This is a genomic window from Comamonas brasiliensis, assembly GCF_018292285.1.
Taxonomy (GTDB): Bacteria; Pseudomonadota; Gammaproteobacteria; order Burkholderiales; family Burkholderiaceae_C; genus Comamonas; species Comamonas brasiliensis.
The window spans coordinates 790,145-812,173 of record NZ_JAANES010000001.1 but is presented as its reverse complement, the minus strand read 5'-3'; the positions used below and the strand labels follow the sequence as shown (position 1 = coordinate 812,173).

At 62.2% G+C, this 22,029-nt stretch carries 16 protein-coding genes; 9 read left to right on the top strand and 7 right to left on the bottom strand.

All coding sequences use genetic code 11. The features are described 5' to 3' along the window. The first annotated feature begins 234 nt into the window (after window positions 1-234). From DJFAAGMI_RS03670 to DJFAAGMI_RS03655, 4 genes are all read left to right on the top strand, one after another. Complete coding sequence (locus DJFAAGMI_RS03670; protein ID WP_249333753.1) at window positions 235-2,679, top strand: TonB-dependent siderophore receptor; 2,445 nt, start codon at window positions 235-237, stop codon at window positions 2,677-2,679. Between the two features lie 144 nt (window positions 2,680-2,823). Continuing rightward, complete coding sequence (locus DJFAAGMI_RS03665) at window positions 2,824-4,902, top strand: TonB-dependent receptor (RefSeq protein WP_249333751.1); 2,079 nt, start codon at window positions 2,824-2,826, stop codon at window positions 4,900-4,902. A gap of 81 nt (window positions 4,903-4,983) precedes the next feature. Continuing rightward, window positions 4,984-6,138: a PepSY-associated TM helix domain-containing protein gene (locus DJFAAGMI_RS03660; protein ID WP_211455976.1), complete on the top strand. Its 1,155-nt coding sequence runs from the start codon at window positions 4,984-4,986 to the stop codon at window positions 6,136-6,138. After that, a complete protein-coding gene (locus DJFAAGMI_RS03655; RefSeq protein ID WP_211455975.1) occupies window positions 6,135-6,326 on the top strand; it encodes a hypothetical protein in 192 nt (63 codons plus the stop codon). The genes DJFAAGMI_RS03660 and DJFAAGMI_RS03655 overlap by 4 nt, the downstream gene beginning before the upstream one ends. A 125-nt stretch (window positions 6,327-6,451) precedes the next feature. Here the strand turns inward: DJFAAGMI_RS03655 and DJFAAGMI_RS03650 are convergent, their stop codons facing one another. The 6 genes from DJFAAGMI_RS03650 to DJFAAGMI_RS03625 form a co-directional block, all read right to left on the bottom strand. Further along, on the bottom strand, window positions 6,452-7,252 hold the full coding sequence (locus DJFAAGMI_RS03650) for an amino acid ABC transporter permease (RefSeq protein ID WP_211455974.1): 801 nt from the start codon (window positions 7,250-7,252) through the stop codon (window positions 6,452-6,454). After that, a complete protein-coding gene (locus DJFAAGMI_RS03645) occupies window positions 7,249-7,911 on the bottom strand; it encodes an amino acid ABC transporter permease (RefSeq protein ID WP_043004164.1) in 663 nt (220 codons plus the stop codon). The genes DJFAAGMI_RS03650 and DJFAAGMI_RS03645 overlap by 4 nt, the downstream gene beginning before the upstream one ends. 3 nt (window positions 7,912-7,914) lie before the next feature. Next, window positions 7,915-8,817: a glutamate ABC transporter substrate-binding protein gene (locus DJFAAGMI_RS03640; protein WP_211455973.1), complete on the bottom strand. Its 903-nt coding sequence runs from the start codon at window positions 8,815-8,817 to the stop codon at window positions 7,915-7,917. Window positions 8,818-9,165: 348 nt separating this feature from the next. After that, window positions 9,166-11,736, bottom strand: coding sequence for a PepSY domain-containing protein (locus tag DJFAAGMI_RS03635; protein WP_211455972.1), 2,571 nt, complete (start codon window positions 11,734-11,736; stop codon window positions 9,166-9,168). Between the two features lie 112 nt (window positions 11,737-11,848). Then, window positions 11,849-13,981: a TonB-dependent siderophore receptor gene (locus tag DJFAAGMI_RS03630; protein WP_349305212.1), complete on the bottom strand. Its 2,133-nt coding sequence runs from the start codon at window positions 13,979-13,981 to the stop codon at window positions 11,849-11,851. A gap of 361 nt (window positions 13,982-14,342) precedes the next feature. Next, window positions 14,343-15,422: an SDR family oxidoreductase gene (locus DJFAAGMI_RS03625; protein WP_211455970.1), complete on the bottom strand. Its 1,080-nt coding sequence runs from the start codon at window positions 15,420-15,422 to the stop codon at window positions 14,343-14,345. Between the two features lie 73 nt (window positions 15,423-15,495). On the opposite strand from DJFAAGMI_RS03625, the gene DJFAAGMI_RS03620 reads away from it, so the two are divergent. The 5 genes from DJFAAGMI_RS03620 to DJFAAGMI_RS03600 all read left to right on the top strand — a co-directional run bounded on the left by DJFAAGMI_RS03620 (window position 15,496) and on the right by DJFAAGMI_RS03600 (window position 19,503). Continuing rightward, a complete protein-coding gene (locus tag DJFAAGMI_RS03620) occupies window positions 15,496-15,882 on the top strand; it encodes a MerR family transcriptional regulator (protein WP_043004159.1) in 387 nt (128 codons plus the stop codon). 414 nt (window positions 15,883-16,296) lie between these two features. After that, on the top strand, window positions 16,297-17,322 hold the full coding sequence (locus tag DJFAAGMI_RS03615; RefSeq protein WP_211455969.1) for a tripartite tricarboxylate transporter substrate binding protein BugE: 1,026 nt from the start codon (window positions 16,297-16,299) through the stop codon (window positions 17,320-17,322). A gap of 88 nt (window positions 17,323-17,410) precedes the next feature. Then, complete coding sequence (locus tag DJFAAGMI_RS03610; protein WP_211455968.1) at window positions 17,411-18,838, top strand: M20 family metallopeptidase; 1,428 nt, start codon at window positions 17,411-17,413, stop codon at window positions 18,836-18,838. A 213-nt stretch (window positions 18,839-19,051) separates the two neighbouring features. Further along, window positions 19,052-19,195, top strand: coding sequence for a DUF3149 domain-containing protein (locus DJFAAGMI_RS03605; RefSeq protein WP_211455967.1), 144 nt, complete (start codon window positions 19,052-19,054; stop codon window positions 19,193-19,195). A gap of 116 nt (window positions 19,196-19,311) precedes the next feature. Then, on the top strand, window positions 19,312-19,503 hold the full coding sequence (locus DJFAAGMI_RS03600; RefSeq protein ID WP_211455966.1) for a hypothetical protein: 192 nt from the start codon (window positions 19,312-19,314) through the stop codon (window positions 19,501-19,503). A gap of 141 nt (window positions 19,504-19,644) precedes the next feature. Here the strand turns inward: DJFAAGMI_RS03600 and DJFAAGMI_RS03595 are convergent, their stop codons facing one another. Beyond that, window positions 19,645-21,882 (bottom strand): putative bifunctional diguanylate cyclase/phosphodiesterase, encoded by a 2,238-nt coding sequence (locus DJFAAGMI_RS03595; protein ID WP_211455965.1) that lies wholly within the window; start codon window positions 21,880-21,882, stop codon window positions 19,645-19,647. Window positions 21,883-22,029: the final 147 nt, after the last annotated feature.

Below are 22,029 nucleotides of genomic sequence, written 5' to 3'. Positions count from 1 at the left end.
TTCCTGCATTGCGTTTCAGAGCAAATACGCTTTATCAGCAAGCGAATGCATTGAAAAAAATGCCAAAGCAGTTGCAGGATTGGCAGGGCTTGTTCGGCATACGAGGAAACCTCATTCATTTTCTTCGACGCCATGCTCCGCCCTCCTGTCTCACTGCCACAGCACGGCCTTCCTGCCGTCTTGCGGCATGTGCCGCATAGGCCCGCATCCCGCGTTTCTCGCCGCCAGACAGAATTGCTGCTGGCCTGGCTGCTTCTTGCGGCGACCGCCCTGGCAGTCCCCCCGGCATCCGCCCAGCCACAGCCGACCATCGATGCGCGAACAGGGGCCCGCAGCTTTGCCATTGCCCCCGGCCCTCTCTCGGAGGTCATCGCCCGCTATGCCAACCAGGCTGGCGTGGCCCTGTCCTTTGATGCGGCCCAGACTGGCCAGCGCCACTCTGCAGGTCTCCACGGCTCCTACGCTGTCGAGGACGGCTTTGCCCGGTTGCTTGAAGGCACTGAGCTTCAAGCCGTGCGGGAGTCCAGCGGCGTCTATACCCTGCGCGCCCTGACTCCCAAGGGAGCGGCAGGGGCACCTTTGCTTGAGACTGTCACGGTCAGCGCCAAGGCAGAGGTCAGCGCAACGACCGAGAACTCCGGCAGCTATGCAGCGGCGCGGGTCACCGGCAACGTCGGACAGCAGCTGGTGAGCGACATTCCCCAGCCTGTTACCGTGCTCACCCGCCAATGGCTCGATGACCAGGCCCTGCCCGACCTGCACGCGGTGATGAGCAACACCGCCGGCGTGACGGTGGACTACATCGACAGCGAACGCATCAACTACTATGCGCGCGGCTATCAGATTGACTCGCTGCAGATCGACGGACTGAGCATCAACCAGGTCACTTCAGCCCCGACCTTCATTCAGCCAGACACGGCCATGCTCGATCGCGTGGAAGTTTTGCGCGGCGCATCCGGCCTGCTGCGTGGCGCTGGCAACCCTTCAGCCGTGGTGAACATGGTGCGCAAACGCCCCACGCCGGATTTCCAGGGATCTGCAGCCCTGACTCTGGGCTCCTGGAACAGGCGACGACAGGAAGCCGACCTGTCTGGTTCGCTCAACGCGGCCGGCACCCTGCGGGGCCGCCTGGTGGCACTGGCCGATGACAAAGCTTCCTTCCAGACAGCACGTCACGAGAACCGAAAAAGCCTCTATGCCGTGCTGGAGGCGGATCTCGGACCCCGGACATTGCTGACCGCCAGCGTGCAGCACACCGAGCTGGAAGCCACGGGCTCCTGGGGAGGACTGCCTGCCGCCCTGGACGGCAGCCAGCTTGATCTGCCGCGCAGCACCTATCTTGGAGCAGCCTGGAATACCTGGAATCGGCGCAACCGGCAGGCCTTCATCGAGCTGGATCATGCCCTGGGAAACGGCTGGAAACTCAAGGCGCAGGCAGCGCGTACCCAGTTTCATTCAGCGGGCTTCAAGCAGACCTCGTTTTCAAGCGCCAGCACCACCAACCCCTTTCTGGTGGATGTCAACACCTCCATCTACGACGGCGAGGCCAGCAGCCAAAGCACCTGGAGCTTACAGGCAACCGGCCCCCTGGAGGTGCTGGGACGAAGGCATGAACTGGCATTGGGCGTGGACCTGCAAAGGGTGCGCGCGATTGGGACCTCCGGTCACTGGGGCATCAGCCCGCTCTATGGCGTGGATATCCGCAGCTGGAACCCCTATACCAGCTACCCGGAGCCCTTCTATACCGAAGGCAACGGCAATGCCTACTCTGCACCCATGTCGCAGGTGCACCAACATGGCGGCTTCGCCAGAGCGCTGCTGTCGCTGACCGACTCGGTCAGCGCCGTGCTCGGTACGCGTCTGAGCTGGTGGAACTATCGCGAGCCTGCCACGCCGGCAAGCAGCTATGGCGTGCAGCATGAGCTCACGCCCTATGCAGGCCTGATCCACAAGCTGTCGGATCACACCAATGCCTATCTCAGCTACAGCAGGATTTTCAGCCCCCAGAACAAGAAAACCAGCGCCGGCAGCCTGCTGGCGCCCATCCGGGGCCAGGACCTGGAAGCCGGACTCAAGACTGAATTCCTGGACGGGCGGCTGCGGGGGTCGTTGTCGGCATTCCACATCCAGTTTCTCGGCGACGCCATGGAAGACAGCAGCTCGGCCATGCCCTGCGTTCCTTACTACCTCGCAGGCCGCTGCTATCTGGCCGGTGGCAAAAGCCGCAGCCGGGGCTGGGAGGCCGAGCTGAGCGGCGAGCCAAGACCGGGCTGGCAGCTGATGGCCAGCTACACCTACACCAGCACCCAGTATCTGCGCGACGAGACGGCGGCCCTGGTCGGCCAGCCTCTGCGCCCGGCGGACCCGCGACATAGCTTGCGTCTGCATACCAGTCACCGGCTCAGCGGCCCATGGCAGGGGTGGACAGTGGGGGCAGGAGTGCGGCTGCAGAGCGATACCTACACCAGCGTCGGCAACCTAACCACCCGCCAGGGTGGTTACGCACTTTTTGACGCCTTGCTCGTGTATCGCCTGAACCCGACCTACACCCTGCAGCTCAACGTCAACAACCTGTTCGACAAAGTCTATTACGCCAAGTTTTCGCCCAACAGCACGTATTTCAACAACTACTACGGCGAGCCACGCAAGGTCACGCTGTCGCTGCGCGCGAACTTCTGAAGCCGATCACCGGCCACGCCTTTCCTGTTTCCTTTCCGCATCACCTCCGACTTGAAGTTCATGAAAAATCGCTCTTCCTCCGCTCATTCGCGTTTTGCACTACAACCCTTGGTCAGGCTCCTTGGCCAATGCCTGGGGACCGGCATGGCCGTGGCATCCTTCGGCGTGGCGGCCCAGATCGCTAGCGGCGACGCCGCCCTTCAGGAAGTGGTCGTGGCTGACCAGGCTGAAGCCATCGGCGGCCTGCAGAAAACCTACTCGGGCGGACAGCTGGCCCGTGGCGGCGACCTGGGCATTCTGGGCCGCACCGACCTGATGAATGTGCCGTTCAGCACGACCAACTACACCTCGGAGCTGATCGAGAATCAACAGGCGCTCAATATCTCCGACGTGGTAATGAGCGACGCTTCGGTTCGCACCCTTCAGGCCCGCGGCGGCTATGGAGAAGACTTTCAGATCCGCGGCTTTACCGTCGGCATGCGTGACGTCTCCATGAACGGCCTCTACGGCCTCGTTCCCTCCACTCGCGTGCCGCTGGAGATGATCGAGCGGGTGGAGGTACTCAAAGGCCCGGGCTCGCTGACAAATGGCGTGGGCCCCAGCGGCAGCGTGGGCGGCAACATCAATCTGGTCACCAAGCGTGCCGGCGATGTGCCGCTGACGCGCCTGACCGGCACCTATATGGGCAAGGCCCAGTTCGGCACCCATCTGGATGTGGGGCGCCGCTTTGGCGAGGACAATCAGTGGGGGGTGCGCGTCAACGGCGTATGGCGCAACGGAGAAGGCAATATCGACGGCGGTCGCCAGCGTCTGGGCCTGGGATCGCTGGGCCTGGACTATGCGGGCCAGAAACTGCGCTGGTCCCTCGATGCGCTCTCCACCAACGGCAAGACCAACGAATTCCGCCCCCAGGTGGGCTTTCGCAGCGGGATCACCAAAGTGCCTGCCGTGCCTGACGCACGCCTGAACTTCTACCCGGGCACAGCACTGACGGACAAGGCCAAGACCGTCATATCCCGCCTCGAATACGACATCAACGCCAACACCACGGTGTACGGCGGCATTGGCTACAGCGACGTCAAGAGCTACCAGAACTTCCCGGGTGCCTGGGGCACCGAGCCCGACTCTCAAGGTAACTTCAGCGTTTCCAACGGCTACTACGACGAATACAACAAGACGACCTCGGCCGACATCGGCCTGCGCACACGCTTCAAGACAGCAGGCATAGGCCACACGCTGGTGCTGTCTGCCAACCATATGGCGCGCGAGACCGGCTACTTCTACACCGGCACCGGCTCGACCCCCTCCAATCTGTACCGTCCTTCTCCCCTGCCCGTGATCACCACGCCTCGTCTTGCGCCCAGCAAGACGGCCGAGCTGCAACAGCACAGTGTGGCCATCGCGGACACCATGGCCTTGTTCAATGAACGCATCTTCGTGACCCTGGGACTGCGCGACCAGAGCATCAATCAAAAGAGCGTGAATGGCTCAACCGCCTACAAGGCCAGCTCCGTCACGCCGCTGGCAGGTCTGGTGTTCAAGGCCACGCCCAATACCTCGATCTATGCCAACTACACGGCAGGCCTGACGGCCGGTGGCACTGCGGGCGTGGGCCTGGCAAACGAGGGGCAGGTCTTTGCACCTCAGAAGAGCAAGCAGCTGGAAGCTGGCGTCAAGGTGGACTGGGGCGTGCTGATGACTCAGGCCGCCATCTACCAGATCACACAACCGGCCAGCATCACCGAGAACAATGTCTACAGCTTTGGCGGCGAGCAACGCAATCGCGGGCTGGAGCTGACGGCTTATGGCGAGATCCAGCGCGGCCTGCGCCTGATGGCCAGTGCCGCCTTCAACGATGCCAAGCTGACGCGTACCGCCAGCGGCAGCAATCAGGGCAACCAGGCTAACGGCGTCCCGAAGCGGACCTACAACGTGGGCCTGGACTGGGACACTCCCTGGGTGGCGGGCCTGAGTTTCAGCGGCCGCGTGATCCATACCTCGGCCATGTACTTTGATGCAGCCAATCTGCTGCGCATGCCTGGCTGGACGCGTGTGGACCTGGGCGCCCGTTACCGCACCAAGCTGGCAAACAAGCCCCTGGTGCTGCGCGCCAGCCTGGAGAACGTGGCGAACAAGGGCTACTGGGTTGCCACGCCCAACCCCAGCTACGCCACCGTTGGCGCTCCGCGCACGCTGATGCTGTCAGCACAGATGGACTTCTAAACGGCTGAGCCAGTCCAACAACTCCGAGGCATGGCCATGGCCAGCCATGCCTCGGGGACCTCATCCATTGGAGCGAATCAAATGCAAAGCCACACCATCAAGATCTGGGCCTGGGTGCATAAATGGAGCAGCCTGGTCTGCACCGTGTTCATGCTGCTGCTGTGCCTCACCGGCCTGCCCCTGATCTTTCACCATGAAATCGGACACCTGCTGGGCACCGAGGTCGAAGCTCCACCCATGCCCGAGGGCACGCCGCATGCCAGCCTGGACAAGGTACTGGATGTTGCCCGCGCCCAATATCCGGATCGCGTGGTTCAGTTCGCGTCCAAGTCCGATGAAACTGACGATCTCTGGTTCATCACCATGACGCCGACCCCTGCGCCAACCGATGACTTCCGCTCGGTGGTCGTCGATGCCCGCACTGCCGAGCTGCTGGCCCAGCCCCGTTTCGATCAGGGCTTTATGTGGATCATGTTCAAGCTCCATGTGGACCTGTTTGCAGGTCTTCCCGGCAAGCTCTTCCTGGGCCTGATGGGATTGTTGCTGCTGATAGCGATTGTCAGCGGAGTGGTGCTTTACGCTCCCTTCATGCGCAAGCTGGACTTCGGGACAGTACGCCGCGATCGCCAGCCGCGCCTGAAATGGCTGGATCTGCACAATCTCCTGGGCATCGTGACCCTGGTCTGGCTGTTTGTGGTGGGTGCCACCGGCATGATCAATACCTGGGCCGATCTGGTGATCAAATACTGGCAGCATGACCAGCTCAGCAGCTTGCTGGCGCCCTACCAGGGTCAGCCCACTGTTCCCGTGGCCGAACGTGCTTCGGTGCAGCGTTCGCTCGAAGTGGCCCGGCATCAGGCGCCCGATACCAAGCTGTCCTTTATCGCCTTCCCTGGCACCAGCTTTTCCAGCCCCCACCACCACACCATCTTCCTGCGTGGCAACGAGCCTTTGACCTCTCGCCTGCTCTATCCGGTCTTGGTCGATGCCAAGTCGGCCGAGGTCACCGCCGCACCGGAACTGCCCTGGTATCTTGCCGCCCTGCTGGTGTCGCAGCCGCTGCATTTCGGCGACTACGGTGGCCGCGTGATGCAGATCATCTGGGCGCTGCTGGACATCGCCAGCATTGTCGTGCTGGGCACCGGGCTTTATCTCTGGATCAAAAAGGGCCGCAGCACCGAGCCCAAGAGCCGCCAGAGCAGCCAGCCCAGGATCTCTGAGGAGGTTGCGCCATGAAGAACACGCCATCCCGCCTGCTCGCCATCTGGGGCTGGCCTGTCGCGCTGGGCTTGCTGACCGGCATCGGACTGATCGCTGCGCTGTTCAGCGACGGCGGCCTGGGCGATACGCTGTCAGGCATATGTCTGGGCATACCCACCGTTTGCGGCATCTGGTACGGCCTGCTGAGACGGGCCCCGCGCTGAACTGTGCGCGTGCTTGCCCGCATCCAGGCAGGCAAGCGCGGCTGCGCAGAGGCCAGCATCCATCAGACCTGGCTTTCATCACTGCTGCACCAAGGCCGTGCCAAGCCTATTGCTCTGGGCGGCGCTCAATGCATGGGCCGGCCCAGACGCTGGCTGGCCTTTGAAATCCCATAGTTCACGAGGCAGTAAAGCGCTGCCACGATCAGGTACACCGGCACCAGCGAGTGATAGTTCGCAATCAGCACCTTGGCGTTCTGCATGAGTTCGCCATAGGTGACCACATAGCCGAAGGTGGTGTCCTTGACCACGATGACCAGCTGCGCCACCAATGCCGGGATGATGTAGCGAAGGGCCTGGGGAAAGACGACGAAGAAAAAGACCTGGGCTTCAGTCAACCCCAGACTGCGCGCGGCATCGGTCTGGCCGCGCGGCACGGCGAGCACGCCGGCGCGGTATACCTCGGCGACCACGGCTGCGGTACTCAGACCTATGGGCAAGGTCAGCATCCAATAGGTGCTCAGCTTGATGCCGACCGATGGCAGCACCAGAAAACACACATAGATGAGCAGCAGCGTCGGCGTGCCGCGCAGGAACTCTATGACGGCAATGCTGGGCCAGCGCAGCAGCCTGGGCCGCGACAGCCGCCCCAGCAGCAGCACCAGTCCCAGTGCCAGGGAAATCACGGCAGCCATCGCCGACGATGCCAGCGTGCCAAGCAGCCCCTTGGCAAGAAAGCTCCAGGTCGTAGCCCAGGCAAAGAATTCCCAGTACGGTGCTTCGAGCTGGCCTGCCGAATGGAACTGCCACACGATCGCCACCGCAAGCAGAAGCAGCAGGGCTGCGGCGGTCACGCTCACCGCTTTGGTGACGGCCCGGACCCGCAGGCCTGGCGCGGCAAACAGAATTTCTTCCAGGGAGCGGCTCATCGCAGTATCCGCACTTTCTTTTCCAGAACCGCGCCGGCCCAGGCGATGAGCAGACCTGTCACCACATACATGGTGGCCGCCACGGCGAACGCGGCAATGCCGAGCGCCGAGTCATTGGCAATCTTGGAGACCAGGGCTGTGAGCTCGCGGCCGGGAAACGGCAGCTGCGACGCCAGGGAGGTCGAGAGCATCAGGGCAATAAGCAGCGAGGTCATGGGCTGCACCACCGAGCGCAGCGCCTGCGGCAGGACCACGGCAGACACAATCTGCAGCGGCCGCATGCCCAGGCTGAGCGCGGCCTCGATCTGGCTGCCCGGAATCGTGTTGATGCCTGCGCGCAGGTAGTCCGCCGTGAATGCGGAGCAGACCAGCGTCAGCGTGAGGATCACGCTGGGCTCGTAGTCGATCACTATATTGAGATCGGGCAGCGCAAAGACGATGAAGATCAGCAGCGCCACGCTGGGAATATTGCGAAAGATCTCCACATAGACGCTCAGAGCCCAGCGCAGCGGCGGCAGGGGCAAGAGCCTGAGCACCGCGACGAGCACGCCCAGCAGGACGCCGGGCACGAAGGACACCAGCGTGAGCTTCCATGTCAGCAACAAGGCCTGCCAGAAGGCAGGCCCGTGGTCGGTCAAAAGCCTTGAAACCTCACCCATTGTTCAAGGCAGAGCGGGCGGAGTCGGAACCGTCGTGCTGCCGGTGCGCTGCCCAATGGAAATCGTCCAAAGCTTGGCCCAGGTACCGTCGGCTTCCAGCTTCTTGAGAAAGGCATTGATGAAGGCCACGCCGTCCGAGCCTTTGGGCAGTCCCACGCCATAAGGGTCCTGGGCACCGAATGGAGCCCCAGCCAGCCGCGCATTGCTGGTGCCAAGGCTCAGGGCGTTGAGCAGCAGCGTGTAGTCGGTCACATAGGCATCGACGCGGCCCTGACGCAGGGCATCGAGGGCTTCCTGATGCGTCTGGAACTCCTGCACGACGGCCTTGGGGGCGTACTGGGCCAGTATCGCAGGCCCCGTGGAGCCGGCTTGCGTGGCCACCTTCTTGCCGCCCAGGTCGTTGTAGGACTGCAGTGTCTTGTTGTTCGCCTTGACCAGTACACCGGACTGCGATGTGTAGTAAGGGCCGGCGAACGAGATCTTCTCGGCGCGGGCAGGAGTGATGGAGTAGGTGGCGAAGACCATGTCCACCTGATTGTTGATGAGCACCTGCTCGCGCGTGGACGAGGTCACCTGGGTGAACTGGTACTTAGCAGCATCGCCCAGGATGTAGCGGGTGATGAGTTGGGCCAGGCCCAGGTCGAAGCCACGGATCTTGCCGTCCTTCTCGTTGAGCAACGAGAAAAGATTCGAGGTTTGCGTGCTGCCCAGACGCAGCGTGCCGGCCTGCTTGATCTTGCTGGCCCAGGTACTGGACGCAATCGTCGCCGCATCGGCAACAGGGCCCTGCGCCACCAGCGCGTCGTAGGCCGCTGCATTGATGGGCGTGCCCTGTGCGAAAAGCGAGCCGCTGGCCGCGATCGTCAGCGCCACCACGGTGGATTTGAAAATGGATTGGATCGACATGCGGTGTTCTTGGATGGTCGGTGATGCGAATCAATATAAAGCAGCGACGGAATGCACATGCCGCCGGTCCGGGTCGGACACCATTGTGCACACAATATAGGCCTCGCGCACTGCGACAAGGGCCGATTATGACAACTCGCATGGATTGCGAGATCCCTCCAGAGACGCCACCCAGGCCGGCTGCGCAGCGCTGGCTGGTCATGGAGCGGCTCGTACGGTAGCGCGGCCTTGTTGCCGGGCGCCACGGGCCTGGAGTACTCTTGCAGGACATCCGGCCCGCCTGCTGCATGCCTTGCATGCCCTGCCCTCGCCTCACTCCCGTTTGCGGCCCGCTGCGGATCCAGGCGCTCAGTACACGTCCCGTCGGTAGCGCCCCTGGGCGATCAGCTCGTCCAGGGCGTCGCGGCCCAGCAGCTCCTGCAGCACCGTGTCCACGCCTGCGGCCATGCCTTGCAGGCTGCCGCAGATGAAGATCACGGCGCCCTCGTCGATCCAGCCGCGCAACAGGTCCGCTGCATCGCGCAAACCATCTTGCACATAGCGGCGCTGGGCCTGGTCGCGTGAATAGACAAAGTCTGCGCGCGCCAACTGCCCTGCCTGCAACCAGGTGCAGGCTTCGGCCTGGGCATAGCCGTCATGGGCTTGCTGGCGTTCGCCAAACAGCAGCCAGTTGCGATGCTGGCCCGCACGCATGCGCGCCAGCAGGTGGCCGCGCAGGCCTGCATAGCCCGAGCCGTTGCCGATAAAGATCGCGGGCACATCCGATGGCGCGGCAGCATCATCGGCGGGCGCGAATGCGCGGTTGTCCACCAGTCTCAGCATCAGCGCTGCGCCCGGCGCCGCATAGGCCGTAAGCCAGCCCGAGGCCAGGCCCAGACCCGCATCATGGCGGGCCTGGCGTACCAGCAGCCGCACATGGCCATCAGCCGGCAAAGACGCCACGGAATAGCTGCGCGCGGCCAGTGGCTGCAGCGCATCGGCCACGGACTGCGCCGAAGCATCCGCGCTCAGATCACCGGGCTGGGGCAGCACGCTTGCAGACAGTGCGGCCTGAAGTGGCTGGCTCCGGCCCTGCCACCGAACCACGGCATTGCCGTCCAGCGCCTGCTGCTGCAGCCAGGCGGCAATGGTTTGGGGCGCATGCCGCGGGCAGATTTCCACGAGCGCACCCGGGTGCCAGCCCAGGTCCAGTCCTGCCGGCGGCGTCAGCGTGAGACTGTGCAGCGGTGTGCCCAGACTGCCCGGATTGACCAAACTGCGCTTTGCCAGCGTCCATGGCGCAAACGCAGGAGCGGCGGGTGCATCGGGCAATTGCCGGGCAGTGCGAAAGTGGCCACTGAGCATCTGCTGCCAGGCGCTCCAGGCCTTGCCGTCTTCTCCGTCCATTTCGATTCGGGGGAAAATCGGCTGCGCAGCCAGGCGTTGCAACTGATGATCGAGTGCACGGCCAAAACCGCAAAAGCGTGTGTACTGGCGATCGCCCAGCGCCAGCAGGCCGTAGTGCAGCGTGGCCAGAGGATTGGCCGCAGCGGCATCCAGCGCGCGGGCAAAGCGACGCGTGCTGTCGGGTGCTTCGCCGTCGCCAAAGCTGCTGGCAATGAAAAGAGCTCGGCCATGGTGGCGCAGCTGCTCAGTGTCCAGTTGTGCCATGGGTTTGAGCGTCGTGGCCAGTCCCGCATTGCGCAGCGCGGCCGCAGTGCGCAGGGCCAGGCGTTCGGCATGGCCGGTCTGGCTGGCATAGGCCACGAGAATGCTGTCCTGCCCCTGGACTGCAGGGGAACTGCCGGCCAAGGCCCGGCGTTCACCGTTCAGGGCACGGGCCTTGCGTCGGCGGTCCAGATAGAGCAACCAGCCGGTGATGGCGAACAGCGGCATCATCAGCGCCGCCAAGGTGACGATGATGCGCCCCGGCAGTCCGAAATACGTGCCCATATGCAGCGGGTAGATGGCACCCACGGCGCGGCGGCCGGCAGGCAGATCTGCATAGCGCTCATCCTGCTGAACGCGGCCTTCGGGAGTCAGGCGCAACTGGTTGCGCGCACGCTCATGGGCAGCTGTCTCGTCGAACCAGGCAATCTGCACGGACGCGCCCGCGCGCTCGGGCAGGCGCAACTGAGCAAACTGCCATCCCGGTGCCAGATGCTGAAAGCTCTGCCATGCGCTCGTCAGGTCCGGTGTCGGCTCAGCCAGCCCTCTGTCGGGCTTGGCGGGCGTGGCAGCAGCGGCGCGCGGCGGCACCCCAGCCCAGGTATCGACCGTACGGCGCAGGCCGTCGAAAGCCCAGTACATGCCCGTGGGAGCCAGCACCAGATAGACCAGCAGCGCCAGAGTGCCCGCCACAGCATGCAGATTCCACAGAAAGCTGCGCCCCTTGAGGCGCATGTCCAGCCATAGCCAGCTGCGCCAGTCCATCGGCTTGCGCGGCCAGCGCAGATACAGGCCGGACAGCGACAGCAGCACCAGCAGACCTGCCAGGGTACCGGTGATGGGCTTGCCGTCATCGCGCGACAGCAGCAGCCAGCGGTGCAAGCGCTCTGCCCATTCGAAGAACTGTGCGCCCTTCTGAGGCGGCAGCAGGGCTGCTGTATAGGGATTGACAAAGACCGTCTCGCCGCGGCGCTGCCCCTTGTCCGGCTTGAAACTGATCTGGGCCGATCGGCCGGCTTCGGAATGCACGGTGATGCGCTGCACCACACGCTCCTCGCCCTGCGCGCGCAGCGTCTGCAGCAATTGCGCAGGCGTCATGGGCGCCAGGTCGCTGCGCGCCTGCACGCGCGCAGTGCCGGGGTTCAGCCAGTCCAGTATTTCCTCATGAAAGGAAAACACCGCCCCCGACAGACCGAGAACGATCAGCACCGTGCCGGCCGTGATGCCGACAAACCAGTGCAGCTGAAACCAGAGTTGCTTGAAGGACGGCATAGAAAATCAGTGATGCTTGGTATCGGTTGCCGCTCGCCGGCCCTGCAGCCGGCACGCGGATACAGTGCCTTGCGGCCTGGTTTCGCAGCGCAACAGCGGGCGCTGCATGCCGTCAGAAGTCCATGACCGCGCGCAGCACGGCCTGACGGCGCTCGCCCAGCGAGACATAGATATTGCTGCCCGAGGAAACGACATAGTTCTTGTCGAACAGGTTCTTGATGTTCAGCTGCAGGCGCACGGGGCGGTTGTCCCAGCGGGTTTCGTAGGAGACAAAGGCATCGGCGACGTTGTAGGCATCGTTGTCGAAGGTGTTGCCTGCATCTCCGGCACGCTTGCCCACGTGGCGCACACCGGCACCAGCACGCCACTGACCGTATCTGCTGCGCTCAAAGGTATAGGCCGCAAACACCGAGGCACTCTGGCGTGCCACATTGGCAAGGCGCTTGCCCTGCAGCTGCGGATCATCGGACACCCAGGCGTCGGTATAGGCATAGCTGCCTATGAGCTGCCACTGGCGGCTGATCTGGCCGGCCACATCCACTTCCAGGCCGCGCGAGCGGGCGCCACCAGCGGCACGGGTAGCCAGATCGCCGTTGACGGGAATCCTCACCGCCACATTGCGCTTGCGGATGTCGTAGAGCGCTGCCGTGGCGCTGATGCCGCGCGCCAGCTCCAGCTTGGCTCCGAGCTCCCAGGACTTGGCCTCTTCCGGCGGCAATGCGCCTATCACCGTACCCACGCTGCTTTGCGGCTTGAACGACTCGCTGTAGCTGCCATAGAAGGACCAGCTGGAATCAGGTTGCCACACCAGGCCCACGCGTGGCACAAACTGCCAGCCGTCGGAAGCACTGCCCACGACGAAAGGCCTGCCTTTGCCGGCTTCCTGGTCATAGTGCAGCCAGCGGCCTCCGGCCTGCACCATCCACTGTTCGGACAAACGGATATTGTCCTGGAGGAAAAACGCCTGCTGCCTGATCTTGTCGCGCTGGTCGCTGTCTGCCGCGCTGATGGTGGTGGAATACGGCAGCAAGCCATAGACCGGGTTGTAGACATTGAAGCCGGTGCTGTTGCTGCCGCGAATCAGGTCGCGTCGGTAGATATCGCTGTCCTCGATGTCCAGACCGCTCAGTATCTCGTGGTGGACGCCGCCCCACTGCAGATTGCCCTGCAAGTTCAGCTGGGCCACATGCTGCTGGCTGAGCGCTTCGCGCGTGCCGTCCGGGCGGCGGGTGAGCACGCCGGTGACCGGGTTCAGCGATACCGGACGGGCCTGGTAGTCGTCATAGCGATTACGGTTGTAGCTATAGGTGGCGTTGAGCTTCCACTGCGAATTCAGCGTGTGCTGACCCTGAACGGTGAAGAAATCCGAATCCCCTATCGTGCGGTTATAGGCTTCGTCGAGGCGGCGGCGCGGGTCAATGGCCACAGGCTTGCCGGTGCGGCTGTCGATGACGGTGCCGCGGTCAAAGGGCTGCTCGTATTCGGTGTGCTCATAGGACATGCGCACATAGGTATCGCGGCCATACCAGGCAAGCGAAGGCGCGATCACGGTCTGCTTGTTGACGCCGAAGTTGCGCCAGTAATCCACATGGCTGGTGTCGGCGATCAACCGGTAAGCCAGGCCCTTGTTGCCGATGGGGCCGGTGAGGTCCACCGAGGCACCGCCGCCGTCATAGCTGGACGCGCTCAGCGCAGCCTGGCCCGCAAATTCGAGTTGCGGCTTCTTGGTGACCATATTCACCACACCGCCCGGATCCATGCTGCCGTAGAGAATGGAGGACGGTCCCTTGAGCACTTCCACGCGATCAGTGGTGTAGGTCAGATTGCGCGCCAGCACGGTGCGCACGCCGTCGCGCAATATGGAGCCGTCGCGATTGAAGCCGAAGCCACGCTTGATCAGCGCATCCTGCGTGCCGCCCAGGGTGTTGGCCTGGGTGATGCCGCTGACATAGTAGAGCGCCTCGTCGATATTGCGCACCTGCTGGTCCTGCAGCACCTGTGCCGGCACTACAGCCACCGCCTGGGGCAAGTCGCGCAGCGCGGCATCGGAGCGTGTGGCCGTGGTCGCGCGCTTGGGCTGGTAGCCGATTTCCTGGGCTTTCTCCTGCACGATGACCTCGGGCAATTGGTGCTGCTCGGCCGTGGGCTGGGTCTGGGTTTCGGTTGTGGTCTGTGCCAGAGCGGGCACGGCAGCACAGGCGGCCAGGCCATAAAGGCCCAGTGTGGTGCGAAGAGAGAGGGTCACGATGGCGTGGCGAGAGGAGATGCCGCAGGCTGCCGGCACAAGCCAGCTCGATAAGGGCTGGCCACTGGTTTTGAAAGATGTTTGAGTGCGTTATTCTAATTCATTCTCATTTGCATCAATGCACAGAAGCCGGCTTAGAGCTGAGCCCATGCAAGGGATTTGCAAGTCCTTGCACCTGCTGCAATGGCCGGCTGGCAAGCCGCGGATATTACGGCGACCTGCCCGATGCAGCCTGGGCTGACCGGTGTTGCAGCGCATCTACTGGCACTCGCTGCGGCACGCCCTGAAGCAGGCTGCCCCATGTGCGTCATGGGTTGTGCATTCCGCTGCCGTCAGGGGCTTTGCTCCCCGAAGAAGGCAATCAGCGGACCTTGTTCCCGGCCAGACCGCAGGAGCTGACGAACGCTGCCGTGTGCTGCAAGGCCCGGCCTATGTCCGGCTTGGCGATCCCATGCCGCATGGCAAATTGCTCCAAGGCAGTCGTCTCGAAACGGGTGGTCTGTATGAAGTCCAGGGCTTCGGCGCTGGTATTGAGGAAACGCGCGACCGCAGGCATGCGCAGCAGCAGCCTCAGCAATGGCAGCGGAACATGATGCCTGGGAGGCTTCAGGCCCATGGCTTGCGCGAGCTCTGCCAGCAGCTCTCGCAAGCTCGGGGTCTGGGCATCCAGCGCCAGCAACTCCTGGCCCGCCATGGCGGGATCGAAGGCACAAGCCGCCACCAGCTCGGCCAGGTGATCCACGGTCACCAGCGGCAGCCAATGCTCTGCCGTACCGGGCACGGCAGCAAGCTTGCCCTGCGCAAGATTGCGTATCAGCGCCACCAGCGGCTGAGCGCCAAGAATATGGCCGCTGCGGCTGTGGCCACAGACCGTGGCGGGGTGGACCACAGTCATCTGCGCGTCCTTGGCAGCCATGAGCTCCAGGGTCGCAAAATATGCCTCCAGCTTGCTCGCCTCATAAGCACCAACCTGGCGGTAGACGGCTGGCCAGTTTGTCAGCTCCGGTCGGCGAGGGTCTATGCCTATGCGTTGCAGATGGTCATGGTTTTTCAACATATAGCCGCCTACCATGACCAAGCGGCTGTTTTGCCCGGCCGCCAGCAGCGCCACGCGCTTTGCCCCCTGCACATTCACGGCGCGAGCCTGCTTTTGTGAAAGCCCCCAGGCGAATTGGGCACCGAGGTGGAATACGACCCGGGCCTGCTTCAACATCGCCTGGTCGGCAGGACCGATCCCCAGCCCTTCCCTTTCCAGATCGCCGGCAACCGCAAATATCCGGCTTGCCGCCCCTCCCAGCTTGTCGACCTGCTCGCGCAGTTCGGGCAGACGCTCGGGATGACGCATCAGGACTCTGACGTTGTGAGCTTTCGCACTCAGGTTCGCCAGCAAATATTGACCGATGAAACCGGTACCCCCCGTGACAAAGCACTCCGCACTCATTTCCCCGCTCCTTGATTAGGTGAGGAGGCAAATGTAGAGTGTCGACCTAACTCTATAGTCAAGCGGTATTTTCATGAGAATCGGCGAACTCGAAACCCGTAGCGGCGCCAGCCGCCACACCTTGCGCTACTACGAGCAGATCGGCCTGATCTCGCCCATGCGTCGAAGCAACAACTACCGCGTCTATACCGCGCAAACATTGCAGGACCTGGACTTTATCCAGCGCGCCCAAAGCATGGGGTTCTCGCTAGCGGAAATAGGCCAGATCCTGGATGCGCAGCGGAACCAGACTATCGATTGCGCCGAGGGTGCCAAGCTCATCGAAAAAAAGATGGCAGAAATCCGGCAGAAAATCGCCGACCTCAAAAGCATCTATCGGTATCTCGATGAAGAGCGGGCAAACCTCGAAGCCAGTGCTGCCAGGCAACTTGAACTGAGGCAACTGAGCGCATCGAACTGAGCTGCAGCCATGCGGAAGACGCTGCCAACCGGCCTCGAGCCCCGCCCTGGCGTTTTCTGCCATCTTGTGCCCATGCACGCTCAGCCACTGCCTACAGTCGGGGCCGAGGTGCCGGGGGAGTCGGCACATCAGGAACAGCCCCTGAAACTGAGCCTGCAAGACCGCACTCCGTCCCGTCCTGCGTGGCACAGCGCAGCTTGCAGGCGGCAAGCAGTCACAGGGTTTTCACCAGGATGCGTCAACACATCCAGAGGGAAGCTCGCATCAGATATCGGCAACGCTTATAGCTACAAGTAAATAGCATCTACTGCCAAGGCTCCGGAATTTCTATATTTCATCTCCATGGCGGCAGAACTTCGTGAACAGCACTGATGGTGTGGACACGGCTCGGCCGATATCTTTCAGGAGCCTTCCATGCCCAACTCTTCACGCACCTGCCGCTGCACAAAGGATCTCACCGGCCGCTTCGGCCTGCTCTCGCTGGCTGTGGCCGGCGCCTTGTCGGCCCTGCCTGCCTCGCGGACGCTGGCCGCCGACGCCTACCCCAGCAAGCCCGTTAAGCTCATCGTGCCTTTTGCGGCCGGCGGCTCCACCGACATCGTGGCCCGCGTGATTGCCGAAGGCATGCGAACCACGCTGGGGCAGCCTGTGATCGTGGACAACAAGGGCGGCGCCGGCGGGTTGATCGGCAGCGAAGCCATTGCCCAGGCCGCTCCCGATGGCTACAGCATCGGCATGGCGACCGTGAGCACGGCCACCATCAACCCCCTGCTCTACCAACGCGCCAGCAAGATCGAAGGCAAGCTGCTGCCGGTGGCTAATCTCGTGACCATGCCGTCGGTCTACATGGCTCACCCCAAGATGGGCGTGAACAACTTCAAGGACTTTCTCGCCAAGATCAAGGCCCAGCCTGGCGCCTACAGCGCCGGGGTGCCGGGCCTTGGAACGCTGGGTCATCTCATGGTTGCCTCGTTCAACGAGACCATGAAGACCCAGATCCAGATCGTGCCCTACCGCGGCAACGGCCCTGCGCTCAACGATGCCCTGGCCGGAATGGTTCAGATCATGACCGACCAGTTGCCCTCGGCCATGCCCCAAATCAAGGGCGGCAAGCTGCTTCCGGTGGTCGTCGCTTCGCATGGCCGCTCGCCCGATCTGCCCAACGTGCCGACCTTCAAGGAACTGGGCTACGACGAACTCAACGAACTCGGCATCAGCTGGTTCGGGCTGGTCGTCCCCGCCAACACACCAGCGCCCATCGTGAAGCAACTGCAGGACGCGGCCGTCAAGGCCGTGCACCTGCCCGAGGTGCAAAAGCATTTGAAGAATCTGGGCGCCACGGCCACCGAGACCGCACCCTCCCAGTTCCCGGCCCAGATTGCCGCTGAACTTAAGCGCAACAAGGCCTTGCTCGACAAGGCCGGCGTCAAGCCCGAATAAGAGCCGGCTCAGCGCCGGGCGCAAACCTCGCCCGGTTGCCTACTTTTCATACCCTGTCTTCTTCACCACAGCTCAAGGACCCTTTGCCATGCAAGCGATGAGCGCCCTGCAGGACTTTTTTCAACGCGAGACACCACGCATGACGGCGCTGGCCGACCAGATCTGGTCGCTGGCCGAACTGCGTTATGCCGAAAATGCTTCGGCCCAATTGCACAGCAATGCCCTGGAGCAGGCTGGCTTTCGCATCACGCGTGATGTGGCGGGCATTCCCACCGCCTTCATGGCCGAATGGGGCGATGCTGGCCCGGTCATTGCATTGCTCGGTGAGTACGACGCGCTGTCAGGCCTGAACCAGCAAAGCGGTGCTCTGGTGTGCACCCCATCCATCGACAGCCCTGGTCTGGCCGGTCACGGCTGCGGCCACCATCTGCTTGGCACTTCGGCACACTTTGCCGCCATTGCGTTGCAGCAGCATCTGAAACGCACAGGCCTGAGCGGACGCGTGCGCTACTACGGCTGCCCGGCCGAGGAAGGCGGCTCCGGCAAGACCTTCATGGCCCGCGCCGGCGTGTTCGATGATGTGGATGCCGCACTGACCTGGCATCCAGCCAGCTACACCGGCCTGTTCAGCCAAAGCACGCTGGCCAATATCCAGGCCAAGTTTGTCTTCCATGGCAAGGCCTCGCATGCTGCTCACTCGCCCCATCTGGGCCGCAGCGCCCTGGATGCGGTGGAGTTGATGAACGTGGGAGTGAACTATCTGCGCGAGCACATGCCCTCGGACGCGCGCGTGCACTATGCCATCACTGATAGCGGAGGTCTGTCACCCAATGTGGTGCAGGCGCGCGCCGAAGTGCTGTACCTGGTGCGGGCAGCGCGCAACCACGAAGCCGCCGAACTCTATGAACGCGTGCAGAACGTAGCTCGCGGCGCCGCGCTGATGACGGACTGCAGGCTCGAAATCGTCTTCGACAAGGCCTGCTCCAATCTCTTGCAGAACAACACGCTCAACAAGGTGATGTATGCGCAGATGCAAGCACTGGGACAGTTGCAGGCCGACGCGCAGGCACATGCAGTCGCCGGCCAGTTCCAGGCCACGCTAGACAAAAATGATGTCGATGCCGTCAGCCGCCCGCTCGCCAGTGTGCTGCGCGGCAAGGTGCCGGCCATTTTTGAAGGTCTGATGCCTTATGACCCCGATGCCAGCGACATCATGTTCGGCTCCACCGACGTAGCCGACGTGAGTTGGATCACGCCCACGGTTCAGGCCTGGGTGGCCTGCTATGCCTTTGGCACGCCTCTGCACTCCTGGCAGATGGTGTCGCAAGGCCAGTCCGGCCTGGCTCACACCGGCATGGTGCATGCTGCAAAAATTCTCACGGCCACCGCCGTGGAGTTGTTGGCTCAACCCGAACTGCTGGAACGCGCCAAAGAGGAGTTGCTGCAACGTCGTGAAGGCAAGCCCTATATCTGCCCCATTCCCGCCGAGGTAGCCTTGCCTTTTCTGCGCAAGTAAGAGAGAAGAGAGCCCCACTTCCCTGAAAGCGATCACAGCACAGCCAGACTCCCTGCGAGCGTCTGGCAGGATTGATCGTTCATCCTGTACTCCTGCTTGCTCTGCCTCAAAGCGACGGCTGCCAAAGCTTGATGCAGCACAAGCCCTCCGGCGGCGCCAGCAGCCATAGTGAGACATGCCCGCAAGACTGCGGAGACTCAACAGGGAGGAACCATGAAGCTGATGATCGATCTCTTTTCCACCGACTACGGGCTGATGAGCCTGGCCGTGATTGTGCTGATTATCGTCATGGCCGCGTTCTTCACACGCCTCTTCCTGGGCAAGATGAAAAACGTTGCAAACACCACGCTGGAATAATCGCGATCCTCGCTGCATGCTGCATATGTACTGCCTTGAGTTGCTGGCGGGATAATCTGAATTGAACGCAAAAAAACCGGAGATCTCGCTACTCCCCGGCAATTTATATATCCAGGATGAGTGAATCATTGCAAGCACTCTCAGCCCCTCTTGAAGGGGCTTTTTCTTGCCTGGAGTTTCTGCGGATGGGTGTCGAAGACTTGGCAATGGTGTTTCAAGGCATCCTTGAATCTTTACGCATCAAGAAGCAAGAGTCGATCAAGAGTGCCTGGGGCATTTACTCACCGAAGAAAATCCAGCTGCAGTGAGGCGCGCGCCACAGGCCCCCAGCACTTCGGGCTTATCGCCACGATCCAGCACTCCAGCGGCAAACACCGCGTTGGCTGAATAAAGACCGACATCCCGGAATGCCTGTGCGCCAGCGCACAAGCAGGAAGAAAGTGCCAAGGTCAAGCGCATGTATGCCGGTCCCTCTCTCGCATCACATGCCTTGAGGAACCGCTGATTGCGGGGAGGATAGCAACTGCCGATTCTTCCGCTCCGAACGCGGCAACACCCCGTGAATCAAAAGAGAGTTCAACCGGTGGCGCCATCAACTGGTTGCGGCTGTCTGCGTCTGCATCGAGGCAATGCGCCTGAAGCCATGCCAGGAGAACATCCTTATCCATGGGCTTCGCGATGTAATAGCCCTGTCCTTCATAACAATCCATGGCGAGCAAGGCCTGGCACACGGTGGCGTCCTCAATGCCTTCGGCCAGCACGCTCAATCCGAGCTTGCGCCCCAGTTGAACGACCATTTCCGCTATCCGTGCGCCGTCCGGTTCGCCCAACTGGCTCACAAAGGATCGGTCAATCTTGATCCGATCCAGAGGAAGCTGCTCCAGATAACTCAGTGAAGAGTAGCCTGTGCCGAAATCATCGATGGCGATGGAGACGCCCTCTGCCCTCAGCGCCGACAGCGTTGATTTCAGCAGATCCGTGGGAAGCGCCGCCACGGATTCGGTGATCTCCAGCTCAAGGTGATCCCCTCGCAAACCGCTGCTGGCGAGTGCCGCGCAGACGATCTCGAGGAATCCAGGGTCCTGAAGCTGCACCGTCGAGACATTGACGGCAATGCGCTGAGGCGCGACTCCTGCATCCAGCAATTCACGCATCGCTGCACATGCGGCCATGAGCACCCATTGGCCAAGGGCCACAATCAGACCCGAGTGCTCGGCAACGGGGATGAACTTGTCCGGAGGCACGAATCTGCCATCCTCCGTACGCCATCGCAGCAGCGCCTCAATTCCAACGACGCTACGCGTCACCAAATTGAGCTGTGGCTGATAGACCAGAAACAGCTCCCGGCTCTCGATCGCCTCTCTGAGTTCGGACAGCAACAATGCCCTGGACCGCGCCTCGGCTCCCATCTGATCGGAGTACCTCAGCTCCTGACCGCGGTGATCTCGCTTCGCACGCTTGAGTGCAATCGTGGCATCCTTGACCAAGTCCGCCCCTTCTCGAAACTCTTGAGGCAAAAGCACATAGCCACAGGTGAGCGAAACCTTGTAAGGAACCCCGTCAATACTCAGCGGTTGGCGCACGCACTCCAGCAGACGCCTGGGCTGCACCTGTCCGATGGCCCCCAAGACCCCGAAGGTGTCCGCACCCAGCCTGGCCAACAGCACATCGCCTGGCAGCACATCTTCAAGACAGCGAGCAACGCGCTCCAGAAGACGGTCCCCGAACAGATGCCCCATCAGGTCGTTCGTGGCACTGAAATCGTCAATATCGATGAGCGCCAGAATGTAGTCGTGCAGACCTTGTCTTGCACATTCATCGACTGCCTCGACGAAATGGGCGCGATTGGGAAGATTCACCAGAGGATCATGATAGGCACTCTCTTTCAGGCGCCCGAGCAAACCGCGGTTATGCAGCAATGTGCTCAGATTGGCACAGAAGACATCCAGCAGTTGCGGATGCAGCACGGCATGATGCCTGGGCACGTCGATGAGCACCACGAAGTTCTGTCCAGCGTCGTGGCCGATATGCAATGCCAGCCCGCCAGTCTCGCCGTAGACATTGCAGCGGCCCTCAACGGCCTTTCTTAGCAAGCCCAGCTCCGAGGTCTGCGGCAACAACTCCAGAGGATGCCCGATCAGCTCGGAGAATCGGCCCGTTGCCGCCTGCACGAAGTAGCAACCGTCAGGATTGGCCAACTCCTGGGCACAAACCACACCCACTTGTGCAACCTTCAGCAAAGCCGCCAGTTGTGTCAGTACACCGGATGCGAATTCGTAGCAATCCTTGATCTCCAGCAGAGATGCACTGGATCGCAGAACATGCTCCAGGCCGCCTCGGCTTGTGTCCGCCGCGCACAGCTGCTTGTAGGAGCGAACTGCCGTGGCAACGATGACGTGCAACCGATCAGCAGTCAATTCCGCTCTAGTTCTGTAGTCACTGATGTCATTTTCAATCAGTGCATCGAGCCCGAGCTCCTGCCCCGGTTGGCTGGAAAGAAGAATGATGCGGGTATTGCGCAGGGCCGCAGCATGGCGTATGAAATGCACCAGATCGATTCTCACGCCCGCACGCTCCATCGCAAGATCGAGTATGACCACGGCCAGGTCGCTTTCGCTCAGAAGCAGCTGTCTTGCCTCGTTGCCAGAAAACGCATTCAAAAACAGCAGCGGGCGCTCGAACAGCATCTGCGCATCCAAAAAGGAACGGCTTGCCGCGTGAACCTCTGGATCTGCGCTCACAACGAGGATGCGCCACCTTGGACCAAAGGCCGGGTCTGCGCTTGGCATTGTGTCGGCTGAGACCAGGCGCGACTGATCCCCCCTTGGAGCTGG